The 14,979-nt window shown below is 65.7% G+C and carries 14 protein-coding genes; 6 read left to right on the plus strand and 8 right to left on the minus strand.

All coding sequences use genetic code 11. From position 1 onward, the window contains the following. Positions 1–9: 9 nt before the first annotated feature. The 4 genes from G6N49_RS10170 to ctaD all read right to left on the minus strand — a co-directional run bounded on the left by G6N49_RS10170 (position 10) and on the right by ctaD (position 5,832). Entirely contained in the window at positions 10–2,190 is a 2,181-nt protein-coding gene (locus G6N49_RS10170) for an acetyltransferase SucT (protein WP_064872610.1), read from the minus strand. A gap of 104 nt (positions 2,191–2,294) precedes the next feature. After that, complete coding sequence (ccsB, locus tag G6N49_RS10175; protein ID WP_064872607.1) at positions 2,295–3,266, minus strand: c-type cytochrome biogenesis protein CcsB; 972 nt, start codon at positions 3,264–3,266, stop codon at positions 2,295–2,297. 166 nt (positions 3,267–3,432) lie between these two features. Next, positions 3,433–4,017 carry a hypothetical protein gene (locus tag G6N49_RS10180; protein ID WP_225892154.1) on the minus strand — a complete coding sequence of 195 codons (585 nt, stop codon included), beginning with the start codon at positions 4,015–4,017 and terminating at the stop codon, positions 3,433–3,435. Positions 4,018–4,086: 69 nt separating this feature from the next. Then, the gene (ctaD, locus tag G6N49_RS10185; RefSeq protein ID WP_064872605.1) at positions 4,087–5,832 is read right to left on the minus strand and encodes an aa3-type cytochrome oxidase subunit I; all 1,746 of its coding nucleotides are present in this window, start codon (positions 5,830–5,832) and stop codon (positions 4,087–4,089) included. A 391-nt stretch (positions 5,833–6,223) separates the two neighbouring features. Here ctaD and G6N49_RS10190 point away from each other — a divergent pair, with 391 nt between their 5' ends. The 3 genes from G6N49_RS10190 to G6N49_RS10200 all read left to right on the plus strand — a co-directional run bounded on the left by G6N49_RS10190 (position 6,224) and on the right by G6N49_RS10200 (position 8,868). Beyond that, a complete protein-coding gene (locus G6N49_RS10190) occupies positions 6,224–7,255 on the plus strand; it encodes a M23 family metallopeptidase (RefSeq protein ID WP_064872602.1) in 1,032 nt (343 codons plus the stop codon). Positions 7,256–7,537: 282 nt separating this feature from the next. Beyond that, a complete protein-coding gene (locus tag G6N49_RS10195; RefSeq protein ID WP_064872600.1) occupies positions 7,538–7,927 on the plus strand; it encodes a BlaI/MecI/CopY family transcriptional regulator in 390 nt (129 codons plus the stop codon). Continuing rightward, positions 7,924–8,868, plus strand: coding sequence for a M56 family metallopeptidase (locus G6N49_RS10200; RefSeq protein ID WP_064872598.1), 945 nt, complete (start codon positions 7,924–7,926; stop codon positions 8,866–8,868). The genes G6N49_RS10195 and G6N49_RS10200 overlap by 4 nt, the downstream gene beginning before the upstream one ends. Positions 8,869–8,979: 111 nt before the next feature. Here G6N49_RS10200 and G6N49_RS10205 read toward each other — a convergent pair whose 3' ends face one another. Beyond that, positions 8,980–9,174, minus strand: a complete 195-nt coding sequence (locus G6N49_RS10205; RefSeq protein ID WP_131810920.1) for a hypothetical protein — start codon at positions 9,172–9,174, stop codon at positions 8,980–8,982. Positions 9,175–9,568: 394 nt separating this feature from the next. Between G6N49_RS10205 and G6N49_RS29465 the strand changes: the two genes are divergently transcribed. Both G6N49_RS29465 and G6N49_RS29850 read left to right on the plus strand, forming a co-directional pair. Then, positions 9,569–9,748: a DUF305 domain-containing protein gene (locus G6N49_RS29465; protein ID WP_225892159.1), complete on the plus strand. Its 180-nt coding sequence runs from the start codon at positions 9,569–9,571 to the stop codon at positions 9,746–9,748. A gap of 34 nt (positions 9,749–9,782) precedes the next feature. Beyond that, positions 9,783–9,974 carry a DUF305 domain-containing protein gene (locus G6N49_RS29850; RefSeq protein WP_372507582.1) on the plus strand — a complete coding sequence of 64 codons (192 nt, stop codon included), beginning with the start codon at positions 9,783–9,785 and terminating at the stop codon, positions 9,972–9,974. Between the two features lie 64 nt (positions 9,975–10,038). Here the strand turns inward: G6N49_RS29850 and G6N49_RS10215 are convergent, their stop codons facing one another. The 3 genes from G6N49_RS10215 to ctaE all read right to left on the minus strand — a co-directional run bounded on the left by G6N49_RS10215 (position 10,039) and on the right by ctaE (position 13,466). Continuing rightward, positions 10,039–11,031 (minus strand): cytochrome c oxidase assembly protein, encoded by a 993-nt coding sequence (locus tag G6N49_RS10215; RefSeq protein WP_064872592.1) that lies wholly within the window; start codon positions 11,029–11,031, stop codon positions 10,039–10,041. A 70-nt stretch (positions 11,032–11,101) separates the two neighbouring features. After that, positions 11,102–11,830 (minus strand): TlpA disulfide reductase family protein, encoded by a 729-nt coding sequence (locus G6N49_RS10220; protein WP_372507581.1) that lies wholly within the window; start codon positions 11,828–11,830, stop codon positions 11,102–11,104. Between the two features lie 1,042 nt (positions 11,831–12,872). Next, positions 12,873–13,466 (minus strand): aa3-type cytochrome oxidase subunit III, encoded by a 594-nt coding sequence (gene ctaE / locus G6N49_RS10230; RefSeq protein ID WP_064872589.1) that lies wholly within the window; start codon positions 13,464–13,466, stop codon positions 12,873–12,875. 294 nt (positions 13,467–13,760) lie between these two features. Between ctaE and ripC the strand changes: the two genes are divergently transcribed. Beyond that, positions 13,761–14,852 (plus strand): peptidoglycan hydrolase RipC, encoded by a 1,092-nt coding sequence (ripC, locus tag G6N49_RS10235; RefSeq protein ID WP_207545932.1) that lies wholly within the window; start codon positions 13,761–13,763, stop codon positions 14,850–14,852. Positions 14,853–14,979: the final 127 nt, after the last annotated feature.

Raw genomic sequence — 14,979 nt, forward strand, 5'->3', positions numbered from 1 at the left:
AGGACTCAGCTAGGGCCACCATCCGGTCACAGCACCGATCCTGCGCCCGAGTTCTGGCGCCAAGGAGCGTACGTACGTGGCCGACAGGTGATGAGAATCTCGGTAGATCAGAATGTTTCCTTCGGCGGCTCGGCAGTAATCGTATCGACACAGCGCGCCGCTCATGTCGATCATGTTCATCTGCGGGAAACGTTTCGGGAGATTCGCAGCGGGATTGACGTCGTCGAGGACGAGTGCTCGTGGCGTGCCGCACGTCGTCGCGTCGCCGCCGTTGGCAAGGCAGTCGCTCGGAACGAAGGGGTCGCCGTTGCGGACCAGCCAAGGTGTGTCGCGCATGCCAAGCACCTTGAGCCCGTTGTCGGCGAACGCCTGCCAGATCGGCAGGTATGCCTCTGGCATGACGTCACCGGGCCGGGTGTCCCGTGGTCGTGTCACGGTGGTGAACACGTAATCTGGCCGATCGGCGACGATCTCGCGCATGGCGGCTTGGACCCAGTCGAAGCACTGCGGGTACGGCTCTCCCGACCCCGGAATGCGGGGCGCCCGCTCTGCTGATAGGGGGCAGCCCATCTTGAGGTAGGTCACGACCTTGAAGCCGTGGCGTCGGCCGAGCAGGTCCAGTGCGGTAATCCAGTGCTCGGCATGCGAGCCGCCGGCCATCGCGATGGTGCGGGTCGCGATCTCGGAACCGTACGTGCACTCGCGCAGACTCGGGTCGGCGAAGTCGCTGATGCAGTTGTCGGTGGTGCTCTGCGGCAGGTCGTCCTTGGCCTCGAGGACCGTGGGCCGCATCGGCAGCTTGGGGACCTTGGCGTTGTTGATCAGCGCTCGCGCGCCGGGATAGTCGCGAGACGACAGGCCGGACAGTTCCTTGCCGTTGGCGCGCTGGATCGTCATGTGCTCGCGCCACGTGAACGACGTCGCGGTCAGGGCCACGCCCAGCAGGGTGACGATCGAGCCGAGCACAATGGTGGGCCTGCGCAGCCGGGTGCGCAGCGGCACGGCGGACTTGGCCTTCTGCGCACTCGTGGCGCGCAGCCGCAGCGGGTCCTCGACGAAGCGGGTGGTCAACCAGGCCAGCACACCGGAGACCAGCAGGACACCCGCGCCCTCGGCCAGGTTGGCCTGGGTGTGTCCGCTGTAGGCGAGCCAGAAGATCAGCAGTGGCCAGTGCCACAGGTACAGCGAGTAGGCCATCGCGCCTAGGGAGACGAACGGTGCGGTGGCCAGGAGGCGGTTGGGCAGCGGCAACCGGCCGTCGCCGCTGGCGAAACGCGGATCGGCGGCGCGGTTGGCGGCGCTGAGGATGAACAGGATGGTCGCCCCGACCGGCACCAGCGCCCACGGTCCGGGGAACTCCGCGACGCCGTCGATGAACGCGCCACACGACAGGATCACTGCCAGCGCGATCACCGAGACGGTGGTCCGCAGCCACATCGGCCACCGGACGTGGCGCACCAGCGCCCCCGCCAGCGCACCGAGGAGCAGCTCCCAGGCCCGGGCGAAGCTGTTGTAGTAGGCGGTGGCCTGGTCGGCCTGATGCTCGATGATCGCGTAGACGAACGAGGCGATGGTGAGCGCCGACAACAGACCGACGAGGCAGATCCGCAGGTGCCTGCCAAGGAGGCGGCGCAACGGGAAGCCTAGGCCGAACACCAGCAGCAGGAATGCGATGTAGAACTGGCCCTGCACGGACATCGACCAGATGTGCTGCAGCGGACTGACCGCCTCGCCGGCGCGCAGGTAGTCCGACGCGGTACTCGCCAGCTCCCAATTCTGGTAGTAGCCGAGGCTCGCCAAGCTTTGATCGGCGAACGTCTCCCACCGGGTCTCGGGCTGGACGAGGATCGTCAGCACCGCAGACGCGGCGAGCACTACCACCAGCGCGGGGAGCAGGCGCCGGACCAGGCGGCGCATCTCGGGTACGGGTGCCAGGGATGCGGTCGGGGTGAGGGCGGCGCGCAGCAGCCTGCCGCCGAAGAAGAATCCGGACAGCGCGAGAAAGACGTCGACGCCACCGGAGACCCGACCGAACCACACGTGGAACACCGCGACCAGGGCGATGGCGATGCCGCGCAGGCCGTCGAGGTCATGACGGTAGAATCCGGACGCCCTGGTGCCCATCGAGGTAGGCGCCGGGGGCCCCGAACCGGTACGCGTGACCGTCCGAGGTGGGGCGAAGGTCAACATAGTCGTTGACACGACACCGCGGGAGTCGTCAGTTCAGCCGCGGTCATGACGTCGGCGACATGAGATGGGTCTGTTGGGTACGTGCGCACGCTGTGGCCCCGGTGTCAGCCCACCCCGGCGTACGAGTGCAACCCAGCAATCACCAAATTGATGAAGAACAAATTGAACACCATCGCCACGAAGCCGGCCACGTTGATCCATGCAGCCCTCCTGTCACGCCACCCCGCGGTGGACCTGGCATGCAAATACGCCGCGTACGCGACCCACGCGACGAACGACACCGTCTCCTTGGGGTCCCATCCCCAAAAGCGTCCCCACGTCTCCTCGGCCCAGATCGCGCCGAAGATGACGCCGAACCCGAAGACCGGGAACGCGAAAATGGTGGTGCGGTAGGCGATTCGGTCCAAGACCTGCGCATGGGGCAACCTGGACACGACGCCCGCAGATAGTCCTTCGCGCCCGGGGTCACCCAGCCGCGACGTCTTCACTAGGAAGAGAATGCTCGCCACACCGGCGACGAGAAACACCCCTGAGCCAAGGCTCACCACCGACACGTGAATGGGCAACCAATACGACTGCAGCGCAGGCATGACCGGCGCGGCGTCGGTATACAGCCACTTGCCCGACACCGCGAGCAGAATCAGCACCGGAACCAGGACGAACACCCACAGCGGCCGAAGATCACGACGCCGCAACACGATCAACGCCGCCACCAACCCACAAAAGCAGGTCAGGTTGATGAACTCGTACATGTTGCCCCACGGCGCGCGCGAGGTGGCCAGGCCACGCAGCACGATGCACACCAGCAGGAACCATGCACCCACGACGACGAGGGCAACTCCAGCACGCTCCGCACGTTCCACGACCGACCGCCTCGGGACGTCGGCGACGACACCCGGACGTGGGCTGTCGGGCGCTATTCCCACGGACGCCGTAGACCTCTCGAGTGCCTGACTCCGGCTGTTCGCAAACGTCGCCGCCAGCACCAACAACGCGAGAACCAGTCCGACCATCGCCGACGTGTACGCCCAGTCCGAATAAAGCGCCAGCGATACCCGTGTGCCAACTGCGTTCACGACGGGATTCTCATGTTGCCGTTGAAGGCTCTCGGCGTGACGTAGCTAAACCACAACCCCACTCGTCTGCCTCCGCTCTCACCTCCGTGCGATCGTGTCGGCGAGTCCGATGTCGCTTCACACCGTTCGATCCGGCCGGCGGTCGGCTGCCGCGACCCGCAAACGGTCACTGCGTGCCTGGCCCGGCGCATGGCGGAGGTTCGAGGTCCTCAAGGAGATATCCGAATCCATTGAGGCGCATGTCCGTTCGGAGCGATGGGCTCGGCCGGTTGGCCAAAAGCCATCTCTTCAACGCGTCGGCTTGCTGTTCCTGGGAGGCATCCGCCACACCAGCGTCGTCGAGAACGAAGTAGCACAGGGTCGCGTCGCCGTAACGTCCGTCGATCATGGCCACGTCGGCAGTCGCCTTCACGTCGGCCGCCATGACGCGCAGTTCGAGAAGGGACCACTCGGCGTGCGACGCTGCACCTAGATGCTGACGCAACCAGTCGTGGAACTCCACGTGCAGGTCGGACGGCAGGGCGTGGCCGCTGCGGGACAAGGCGGTGACCACCACCAATATGGCCAGGCTCGGCTCGCCGGCGTGTGGCGCCGTGAGTGCCGCCAAACGCTGCGCCGCCGAAAGGCAGGGTTCGGCGGCCTCCCACATCACCTCGGCCATCTCGAAGTCTCCCCGGATCATGTAATCCGCCAGCGCGTTCCACCAGCCGGCCCAGGCCTGACCGGCGGTCGAATCTGCGTCTGCCTGCAAGCGTCTCGTCGGTTGCCGCCCATCAGGCATAGATAGCGCGCGCTCTTCACCATCATTCGCGAAGCCGGGTTAGGTGCGCACTTGCGCGTCGTCGAGGCGCGTCACGTCACCGTCGTCGGGGCCGTGGGCCTTGCCAACGTGGGCCTCAACGCGCATCCGCTCGACCATGTGCGGATAGTGCAGCTCGAACGCCGGGCGCTCCGAACGGATCCGGGGCAGCTCGGTGAAGTTGTGCCGCGGCGGCGGGCAGCTGGTGGCCCACTCCAGGGAGTTCCCGTAACCCCACGGGTCGTCGACGGTGACCGGCTCGCCGTAGCGCCAGCTCTTGAACACGTTCCACACGAACGGCAGCGCCGACAGACCCAGGATAAACGCGCCAATCGTGGACACGATGTTCAGCGTGGTGAAGTCGTCGGCAGGGAGGTAGTCGGCGTAGCGGCGCGGCATGCCCTCGTTACCGAGCCAGTGCTGCACCAGGAAGGTGGTGTGGAAGCCGATGAACGTCAGCCAGAAGTGCAGCTTGCCCAGGCGCTCGTCGAGCAGACGTCCGGTCATCTTCGGGAACCAGAAGTAGATGCCGGCATACGTCGCGAACACGATGGTGCCGAACAGCACGTAGTGGAAGTGCGCGATGACGAAATAGGTATCGGTGACCTGGAAGTCGATCGGAGGGCTGGCCAGCAGCACACCCGACAGACCGCCGAGCAGGAACGTCAGCAGGAAGCCCACCGAGAAGAGCATCGGTGTCTCGAACGTCAACTGGCCTTTCCACATGGTGCCGATCCAGTTGAAGAACTTGATCCCGGTGGGCACCGCGATGAGGAACGTCATGAAGGAGAAGAACGGCAGCAGCACCGCGCCGGTGGCGTACATGTGGTGCGCCCACACCGCCACCGACAGCGCGGCGATCGCGATGGTCGCGTAGATCAGCGTGGTGTATCCGAAGATCGGTTTGCGGCTGAACACCGGGAAGATCTCGCTGACGATCCCGAAGAACGGCAGCGCGATGATGTACACCTCGGGGTGGCCGAAGAACCAGAACAGGTGCTGCCACAGCAGCACACCGCCGTTGGCCGGGTCGTAGATGTGCGCACCCAGGTGGCGGTCGGCAGCTAGCGCGAACAGGGCGGCGGTCAGCAGCGGGAAGGCCAGCAGCACCAGGATCGACGTCACCAGGATGTTCCAGGTGAAGATCGGCATCCGGAACATCGTCATACCCGGGGCCCGCATGCAGACCACCGTGGTGATCATGTTGACTGCGCCCAGGATCGTTCCCAGCCCGCCGACGATCAGGCCGAGGATCCACAGGTCGGCGCCGGCTCCCGGACTGTTGATGGCATTCGACAGCGGCGTATAGGCCGTCCAACCGAAGTCCGCCGCGCCACCGGGGGTGATGAAGCCACCCAACGCGATCAGCGCGCCGAACAGGAACAGCCAGAACGAGAGCGCGTTGAGGCGCGGGAACGCCACGTCCGGGGCGCCGATCTGCAGCGGCAGCACCAGGTTGGCGAACCCGAACACGATCGGGGTCGCGTAGAACAGCAGCATCACCGTGCCGTGCATGGTGAACAGCTGGTTGTACTGCTCGTTGGACAGGAACTGCAGACCCGGCACCGCGAGTTCAGTCCTGATGAACAGCGCCATGAGACCGCCGGCGAAGAAGAACACGAAGCAGGTGACGACGTACATCATGCCGATCAACTTGTGATCGGTCGTGGTCACCAACTTGTAGATCAGGTTGCCCCTGGGACCCACCCGGGCAGGAAAGGGGCGGCGTGCCTCCAGTTCCCCGGCCGGTGGCGCATTGGCAACCATAAAGTCCTCCCACGATCTAGAACCGCGCCTGCAATCTACTGACTAAATACGTACTTTAACCTACTGAGCTAGGTAGTACTAGCCTGCGTAGCCGAAACTGCCGACCCCGTCGGTGAGCCACATCGCACGGCGACGGCTGTCCCGCCGGAGCGCGTGCCGCGCGCTCGCACCCGCGTTCAATTCTTGTTCTACTACGTACGTACGAGGTCAATACGATGTTCGCGTTCTTCCGTAGGTTTCGATCAAACCGCTTGCGCCCCAACCCATCGACGCCAGTGGCGATGTGGGCTGGAGCGTAGGACGGCGGCTGGTGGCTTGCCCATTCGCGGGTGTTCGGTTAGCGTCTCGCCAACCAGATAACGAACCGGTAACGGCAAAGGATCGTCTCGAAGTGGTGCATCACCGGCGGAGCGCGCGATCAGACGCGCCGGCCAACCGTGGGGCCTCCGACGTCACCGAGATCATTGCCTTTGGAGAGTTCGGCGCGTTGCCAGATATGGCCAGCCGTCCCGGCGATCCGTTCGCCATCGACTTCGAGGTGTTGAGCGCACCCGAACTCGACGACCTCAACGACTTGGCTGATGAGTCGCCACGTTTGTTGCTCCCACCGCCGGGCGCGTCGAGTAGAACCCAGTCGACCACACCGATCTCCGTACGCCGGGCTCGTGCAAAGAAAGGCGCACGGCCGGCTCGCCGGACACCGTCGGGCGCCACCGTCCGCGCTTCTGCCGGGTCGCACCGACGGACCCCCGAGTCCACCGGTGCGACGCACAGCAGGCTGGTGATCACGGCCATCGCCGCTGGCGCGGTGGCCGCCGCCGCGAACGCAGCCGTCGACGCCACCGAGGCGCCGCAGCCAGTCTTGGTCGCCGACACTGCGGCGTCCCCAGCTGCACTCCCTGATCCCGATGCCTCGGGGATGCAGATCGTCCCTGTGGCGAATGGTTTCGATGCCGGAATCCATCGACAGGAACTGGCCAATGGCACGGCTTTCGCCCAAGAGCGGGCACAGCGGGAGGCGCGACTTCGGCGGCCACAGGTCGCCTTTCCCACCCGCGGCATCCTGACATCGGGCTTCGGAGCTCGGTGGGGTACCCTGCACGCCGGACTCGACATCGCCAACGCCGTCGGCACTCCGATCTACGCCGCATCCGACGGCGAGGTGATCGCCTCCGGCCCGACACCCGGTTTCGGCATGTGGGTCAAGATTCGTGCCACGGACGGCACGGTCACGCTCTACGGTCACATCGACACCACCATGGTGCAAACGGGCGAGCGAGTGATGGCTGGCGACCAGATCGCCACCATGGGCAACAAAGGCAATTCGACCGGGCCGCACCTGCACTTCGAGGTTCACCGCAGCGGGTCGGAAAAGACCGACCCGATGGCCTGGTTGCGGCAGCGGGGTGTGGCCAACGGCTAGGCCGTCGCCCGACCTGCTCGCGACGAGCACCGTCATGTCGTAATAGCTTTCGGGGGGAGGTCGGGCGGTGAGGGGTCGACGGCCCGGCGTCGGAACCCAGCAGCATCGCGACACCTGTCCGAAGCTGAGAATTATCAGCTCAGCTCCTGACTTGACACCAGTCGCATCATCGCTGCGCCTGGCTCGCCGCCGTGTTCGAGTCGACACCATGGGTCCAGTTCAGCGCCCTACTCGCCGATCGACCCCGTAAACTACCTACTGACCAATTCAGGAGGTTCGATCATGGCGCGGGTGCGTGGCTTCGGAGAACTCGAGGCGTCGATCATGGATCGCCTTTGGAATCGTGACCCCGGAACTCACACCACGGTCAGAGAGATCTTCGACGAGTTGAGCGCCGAACGGCACATCGCCTACACCACGGTGATGTCGACGATGGACAACTTGCACAGCAAGGGGTGGCTGTCGCGTGAACGTGACGGGAAGGCATACCGCTACCGGCCAACCTTGACGCGCGAGGAGCACAGTGCGCGACTCATGCTCGAGGCACTGAGCGGCGGGGGTCGATCTGAGGCGGTCCTGAGCCATTTCGTGGCGCAGATCGACGCGGAGGAATCCGCTGACTTGCGCGCTGCGCTGCGCCGGCTCGCCCGCCAGTCAGGTGGTCGCCGATGACCGTCGCGGCGGCTTTGCTTCTGTACGTCGTAGGCGTCCTGGCCATCGGACCGAAGCTGTTGACGCACATCACCGCCGATGCTGGCGCTCCACGCCTTGCAATAGCCGCTTGGACCACCGCCGTTCTGACGGTAATCGCCTGCTCGATCGCCGCCATCGCAATGCTTCTCATCGAGGCCGCTGGACATTGGGACAGCCCCGACGCGCTGCTCGTCTCATGCCTGGAGCGGCTCCGCGCCATTCTCGTCGGCCACGCCGGATGGCCGGCCCGAATCGTTGCAACCGTCGCACTCGCCATCGCCGCGGGGAGTCTCGTCGCCGTCGCCATGCGACTCGGCCGAGCTTTGAGATCCATGCGCACCCACACCTTCGCACACGCCGACGCCGTGCGACTGGTCGGCAGGTCGTACGGGAACGACGTCGTGGTCATCGACGCTTCCGAGGCTGCGGCCTATTGCGTGGCGGGCCGCCCACCGGCGATCGTGGTGACCACCGCAGCTCTGGCCGCACTCGATCAAACCCAACTGGCGGCCGTCGTTGCCCACGAGCGTGCGCACCTCGACGGACGACACGCCTACGTAGTCGCCGCGGCGCGCGGCCTGACCGCCGCGCTACCCAGATGCGGACTCGTCGCGAGCGCAGCTAGCCAAATAAGCTCTCTGCTGGAGATGTGCGCCGACGATGCGGCCGCTCGTCGCCACGGGCGTCAGCCGCTGCTCGCGGGCTTGTTGACCCTCTCAGGCGCCGCCACCCCGGCGCACGGTATGGCCGCCGCCAATATCGCCGTGCTCGCCCGCGCCGAGCGGTTATCGGACCCACCGCGACGGTTCGCCCGGATTCAGAGCCAAATCACCCTCAGTGGTGCAGTAGCGGCGATGGCTGCCACTCCGTTAGCGATCGTCACGCTGTCACTTTCAGGCGTGCTGATCTGCATCGCCTGAGCGGCTCACCGCGCCGAACCGCTTCCCGACAGTGTTGGCGCACTCGAGGCCATGCCGCACGACATCATCGCGCTAGAATCGTTGTCACAACTCAGTGTTTCCCGCCGCCAGCTAGACGTCTGCGATGCCCGGGAGGTGAGCGGCGGCTGGGTCGGCCACCACCAAGGCCAACGCCGCCAAGCCCAGCGCCAGCAGCAGCGCCGCCGCAATCCATCGGCGGGCCAGTCGACCCGTCGGCGGCGCTTCATGCTGCTGGCTCCACCTCGACCGTGGTCCCTGGCAGGACACGGCCACTGCACTCTTCACTCCATCAATCTACTATGTCACTACGTATGTGACCATCGCTTCACGTCACCCGGTGCCAGGCGCGGCTCTGGTCACCAACCCCGTGGAGGCGGCCTCCTGACCGAAGCACCTACGGCAAACGATCGTCGCCATCATAGAAAGCCGACGGCGCTGAAAAGGGACTGTGTGCGCGACGATCCGACAACGGCCTCCGGCCACCCGGTCCGCGCGGCATGAGTGGCATGCTGCGACGACGCTCGTCGTTGCGGGATGTGCCGACGCGAACCGTGTTCCGCCCCCGGATCCCCCGAGCGCCGCGGGCACCATCGCCGTTCAACCGCACACTCAGTTCGACGTGCTGTTCGCACGCGACATCATCGACCACAGCGCTTAAGCTGCCGCACTGAGCATCCAGATGACCGGCAAGCTCGGCATCGCACCCGAGGTCAGCGACATCGCCAGACGAATCAACACGAGCAGCACCACCTATGTCAATGAGCTGCAGTCACTTCTCGCGGATTGGGGATCCGCCCCCAAGAACGTCGAGCCCCGGTCCTGCGGCGGAGGCGCCCAGCGTTGCGGTTGCGTCGGGTGAACATCCGCTCGCCGCCGATTCCGACGTCCGTCGCGTGACCGGGGCGAACGGGGCGGGGGCGGCGGGCCCGTATCTCGACGTGATGATCAAGCAGCACCGTTTCACGATCTCGGCCGCACGTGACCACCTGCAAGCAGGCTCAAATCCTCGGGCGATGGCGAACGCACGGTCGCTCATCAAGGGTCAGCAGTTCGAGATGTCCCTCATGACGCCGCTGCAGCGCTGACGAGTGTCGCTGCGGCGACCCGGTTCGGCTCCGGATCAGCTGCCGGCGCGTTGTCGTCGTGGCGTCAGTCGTCGTTGGCGGTGCTCGGCACGTCGGTAGGTGGTCGCCGCTGACGATGCAGACCGCGCAGAAACGCGTTGTAGGCAGCTAGTTCCGCCTCGTCGCGTTCGACGTCGGCCTCCCTCCTCGCCGACTCCGACTCCTCATCTCGGCGCCATCGGATGGCGAAGATTAAAGTCGTCAGCAGTGCGACGGGCTCGCCGTAGGACCACGCCAAGGCGCCGGCGACCCCCTGGTCGGCGACCGGGTCGACGTTCCAGTTCGGCGGAGGTTGGGCGAAGGTCTCGGTGAGCGTCCGCGGTGCCATCATCAGGATGACGCCGATGAAGACGTGCAGCGGCATTTCGACGAAGATGTCGAAGAAGCGGCCCAGGTTGCTCTGCCGGACCGGCAGGGGACCGGTCGACAGGATCGGCAGGATGAACAATAGGCCGCTGGCGAGAAAGAACACCTGCAGTGTGACGTGTCCGGCCACGCTGGCCGCCGCCGCGTCGAAGAGGTCGGAAAGGTACAAGCCGTAGTAGCTCAACAGGAACACCGGAATGGTGAAGCCGGGGTGCAGCACGATCCTGCTCGCCCGGCAGCGCAGTCCGCCCAGCGCGGAGATCACGACGTAGCGTCCGAGTCCACGATGGGGCGTGGACCTGAGTAGCAGCCGGCCGGGCGCACCCAGCACGAGCAGCGGCGGAACGAGGATTGACAGCGTCAGGTGCTGGAACATGAAGGCACTGAACAGCCGGTAGCCGTAGCCGTCGATGGCCAGACCCGTCACCGCCGCCAAGGCGATGCAGCCGGCCAGGAAGCTCGCGGTGCGCGACCACGCCCACCGGCGGCCACGAGATCTGACGACTCGAACGGCGAGCAGGTACCACACCGCCAAAACAATTGCCAATACCGGCAGTATCGGAACCGGTGGCGGTAACCAACCGAGCATCGCCCATATCGACGGCGGTGAGGTGGGGAGCACCACCTGACCGATCACGGGGCCGCCCACCATCGCGTCGCAGCGTTGCGCCCGAGTGTCGGCCGGGCCCCCCGGCGACGTGCAGCCAGGGCGGGGTCGCCGTTCATCGCGGGGACCCTGAGCCGCTCGCGGTCTCGGCGGCGAGGCGACGGACCACCGGTTCGAGATCCTCGCCGAGCAGCGTTCGCAGGAACACCGCGGCGACGCGATGCGACCGGTCCAAGACGATGGTGGACGGGATGACGGTGGTGGGATATCTCGCGCCCAAGGCGATCATCGTGCGCATCGGTGGGTCGTAGATCGACGGGAAGGTGACCTTGCGATCGACGATGAAGTCAACCGCAGCTTGGCGATTGTTATCGCGGACGTCGATGCCCAGGAAGGCGACTCCCTCGTTCCGGGTCGCGTCGTACACCCTTTGCAATTCCGGCATCTCGGTGCGACAGGGGCCGCACCACTGACCCCACACGTTGATCACCACCACCTGCTCGGCAAAGTCATCAAGTGACAACGTGCGGTTGGGGTCCATCAGGTCGGGTCCGCGTATCGGCCCCGGGCGACCACGACTCTGCGGCGGATCGTAGAAGATGTCGACCTGCCCACCCGGCGACACGAACTCGAACGTGCCACCCTGCGCGACGGCGTCGTCTCCGCTGGAGCATCCCGAAACTGCGACACAGAGTAGTACCGCGCTCAAACCCGCGGCGATGCCACGCCGTATCACCGGTAACCGGTGTGTCGAGGGTCGCCTCCGTCCCCGACGCGCAACGCCCGTGTCCATGTCCAGCCTCGACGGCGACGTTCGGGGCGCATCGGTGAGTCGATGAGTCATTTCAAGTGCCACTCACGGGGGGCTTTCTCCGATACGGGACGCCGACTCGAAGCCGCGCGGTGTCGTGCGTGACCTGTGGCAAGGACACGACGACCTCCCTGACTGGACGTTCGGCGCCGGCGGCCGCTCGGGCGAGCACCGGCGACGGCCCTGCGGCCGGGGCCGGTCCGCACGGCACGATCTACGTAGAGACTACGTAAAATGGTAACGCAATGGCTTCACGGCGAATGACGGGATGACATCGAAGAGGCGTATCGACCATGCGGGCGATCTATCGGCGCAGGAGCGTCTGGTGGATGACGCTAACGCTGTTGGCAATCGTCGGCATGGCGGCGATCGGCGGAGCGTGCGACGGTCTACCAACGCTGCGGCAGGCGCACCGATCCGAAGCAGTCGCCGATAAGGGCATCCCCCCAACGACGATCTGCTCGTTCCGGACTTGCAGACGTCGGTCACCGAGGGCGACGTCGGGCTAGGTGGAGTCGCCGGTCACGGTCAGCGCTGCGGCCGGCGTGCTGGCGTGACGAGGTGGTCGCGGCCGCCGACGACCTCACCGAGACGATGACCGTGGGCTTAACTGGCAACGCGTAAAGACGATGCCGATCTCCATGGGCAGGACAAGGCGCCGACCGAAAAGGGGCACCTAATCTGTCTTGTTTGGTGGCTGATCATCCACTCGCCGTTCAGACCACGGGCCCCGGGTGAGGTGATGGCGTACGGGTTTGCCCGATCTCAGCATGATGACGGCGATGGCCATCACTCCGGCGACGGCGCCGGCCAGGATCCACAGCGCCGGGCTCGCGCCTTCGGGTTGTTGGCCGGGGTGCGTGTCGTCCTAGGAGTGTTTGGTGGGTGTTGAGACAGCGGGGCGTGTGGGGTGATCGAGGAGGTCTGCGCCGACGACGGCTCCGCGGCGACGGACGGCGCGCCGGTCGAGGCGAGTCCGACGAGGGTGGCGGCGACGCGACGATGAGCGCCGCCTGCGCGGGCCACCTCCCGGCCCGCGGGGGCCGTCTACACCACCAGCGCGGCGTGCCCCTGTTCATCTCACGAAGTAGATAGTGGCAAAGAGCGCGATCCACACGATGTCGACGAAGTGCCAGTAGTAGGACACCACGATGGCAGCCGTCGCTTGGGCGGGGGTGAACTTGCTCATGCGCGTGCGCATGAGCAGCAGGATGAAGGCGACGAGACCGCCGATCACGTGCAACCCGTGGAAACCCGTGGTGATGTAGAAGACCGACCCGTACGCGCTGCCGGCGATCGTGGTTCCCTCACGCACCAGGCTGATGTATTCGTATGCCTGGCCGAGCACGAAGAACAATCCCATGAGCAAGGTGACGACGTACCACCGGCGCAGGCCGAACACGTCGCCGCGTTCGGCGGCGAATACGCCCATCTGACAGGTGAACGACGACGCGATGAGGATCAGGGTCACCGGCACCGCGAGCGCGAGGTTCAGCTCGGTGGGCGGCGGCGGCCACTCCTCGGCCTGGGCACGAGCGGTGAAGTACATCGCGAACAGACCGGCGAAGAACATCAACTCACTGGACAACCACACGATCGTCCCCACGGCGACCATGTTGGGCCGATTCAGGGAATGAACCCGTGCCGTGATGGCGGTGCCACTTGTCATGTCGTCCCTCGTCAAGCCACGTCCGCAGACGGTCTACTGAGTCGCTACCTACTATTGCACACAGTAAATGTGCGATTGTTGCGGCGTTGGGCGCCGTGGTGCGATTCGACCGGAACATTCAGCGGGAGTGCGCCTTTGAGTCGCGCCTGGTGCGACGGAGCACGCGCGATGGAGTCGTAGGGCCGATGCGCATCGCCGTCGGCGTGGACATTGAACGCGGTTACTCGTAATCTTTCCGTGACCTACGTAGCTAGACCATAGATGGCCCTGCGGTGTGAGGACTGTGTTTTGAGGATGAACCGCCCTGCCGCGGTATGCCGATCCGCGGGAGCTCTCGTCGTGGCGATCGTGCTGGCACTGACTCTCGGCGACTCGGCGGGCACTGGGTGGGCCGACCCGGCTGCCGACGCCCTGGCTCGAGTGACGGAGCTCTCTCGAGAAGCCGAGCGGACCACGGAAGCGGTGTATTCGGCCGAACTGGACCTCCAAGCGAAATTCGCGGCGCAGCGGAGGGCCGAGGATCGGCAACGCGCCGAACTCGAGGCGATGACGGCGGCGCGAGCCGACCTCGGTGAGTATCAGGCCGCCGTGAACCAGGTGGCGGCCGCGTCGTACATGGGTGGTTCGACCAGCACGATCAGCGCGGCGCTGACCGCGGAGTCTCCGCAACGGCTACTCGACGAACTCTCGTCGAGCAAGGTAATGGCCACTCAAATGTCGGACCGCATCAGGGCCTTTCGCGCCGCATCGACCCGTGCCGACGAAGCCGCGCTCGCGGCGCAGTCATCAGCGCTGGCAGCTCGTACTGCCGCAGAGGAGGCGTCCGCCGTCCGCGCGGGCCTGCAATTGAAGCAGAGCCGGCTGCGAACACAGATCGCCGAGGTAGAGGGGCTATATCGCGCACTGACTCCCGATCAACGTGCAGCGCTTGCCGACCCTGGGCCGGTGCCGCCCGCGCCGCCGGTCCCACCAGCGGCCAACCCGGCCATCATGGCGATGCCCGAGGCGATACCACCGGTGGGGCCGGGTCCGTCGAGCTCACCCGGCGGGGCCGCGGTCGTGCAGGCGGCGTTGACCCGTGTGGGTGCGCCCTATTCATGGGGTGCGACAGGACCAGATGCCTTCGACTGCTCCGGGCTCATCAAGTGGGCGTTTCTGCAGAACGGCAAGTCGCTCCCGCGGTCGAGTCAGGCGCTCGCGGCGGGCGGACAACCCGTGGCGGAGACCGAGGTACAGCCCGGCGACATAGTCACCTTCTACTCGGACGCCTCACACGCGGGCATCTACATCGGCGATGGGAACATGGTGCACGCCTCGACTTACGGCACTCCGGTGAAGGTGGCGCCGATCTCGTCGGCGCCGATCTACAACGTGCGCCGCTACTAAGTCAGCTACGTGGTGTTGCCCGCTTACTACTAGTTCGCACGGAACATTCCAGTCGCCGAGTCCGTCGGTACCGTAGAGGGTGGGTCCTACCGTTTTGACGATTCGACGACATCGGGGGGTTTGGTCT

The organism is Mycolicibacterium monacense (assembly GCF_010731575.1).
In the GTDB taxonomy this organism is placed as follows: domain Bacteria; phylum Actinomycetota; class Actinomycetes; order Mycobacteriales; family Mycobacteriaceae; genus Mycobacterium; species Mycobacterium monacense.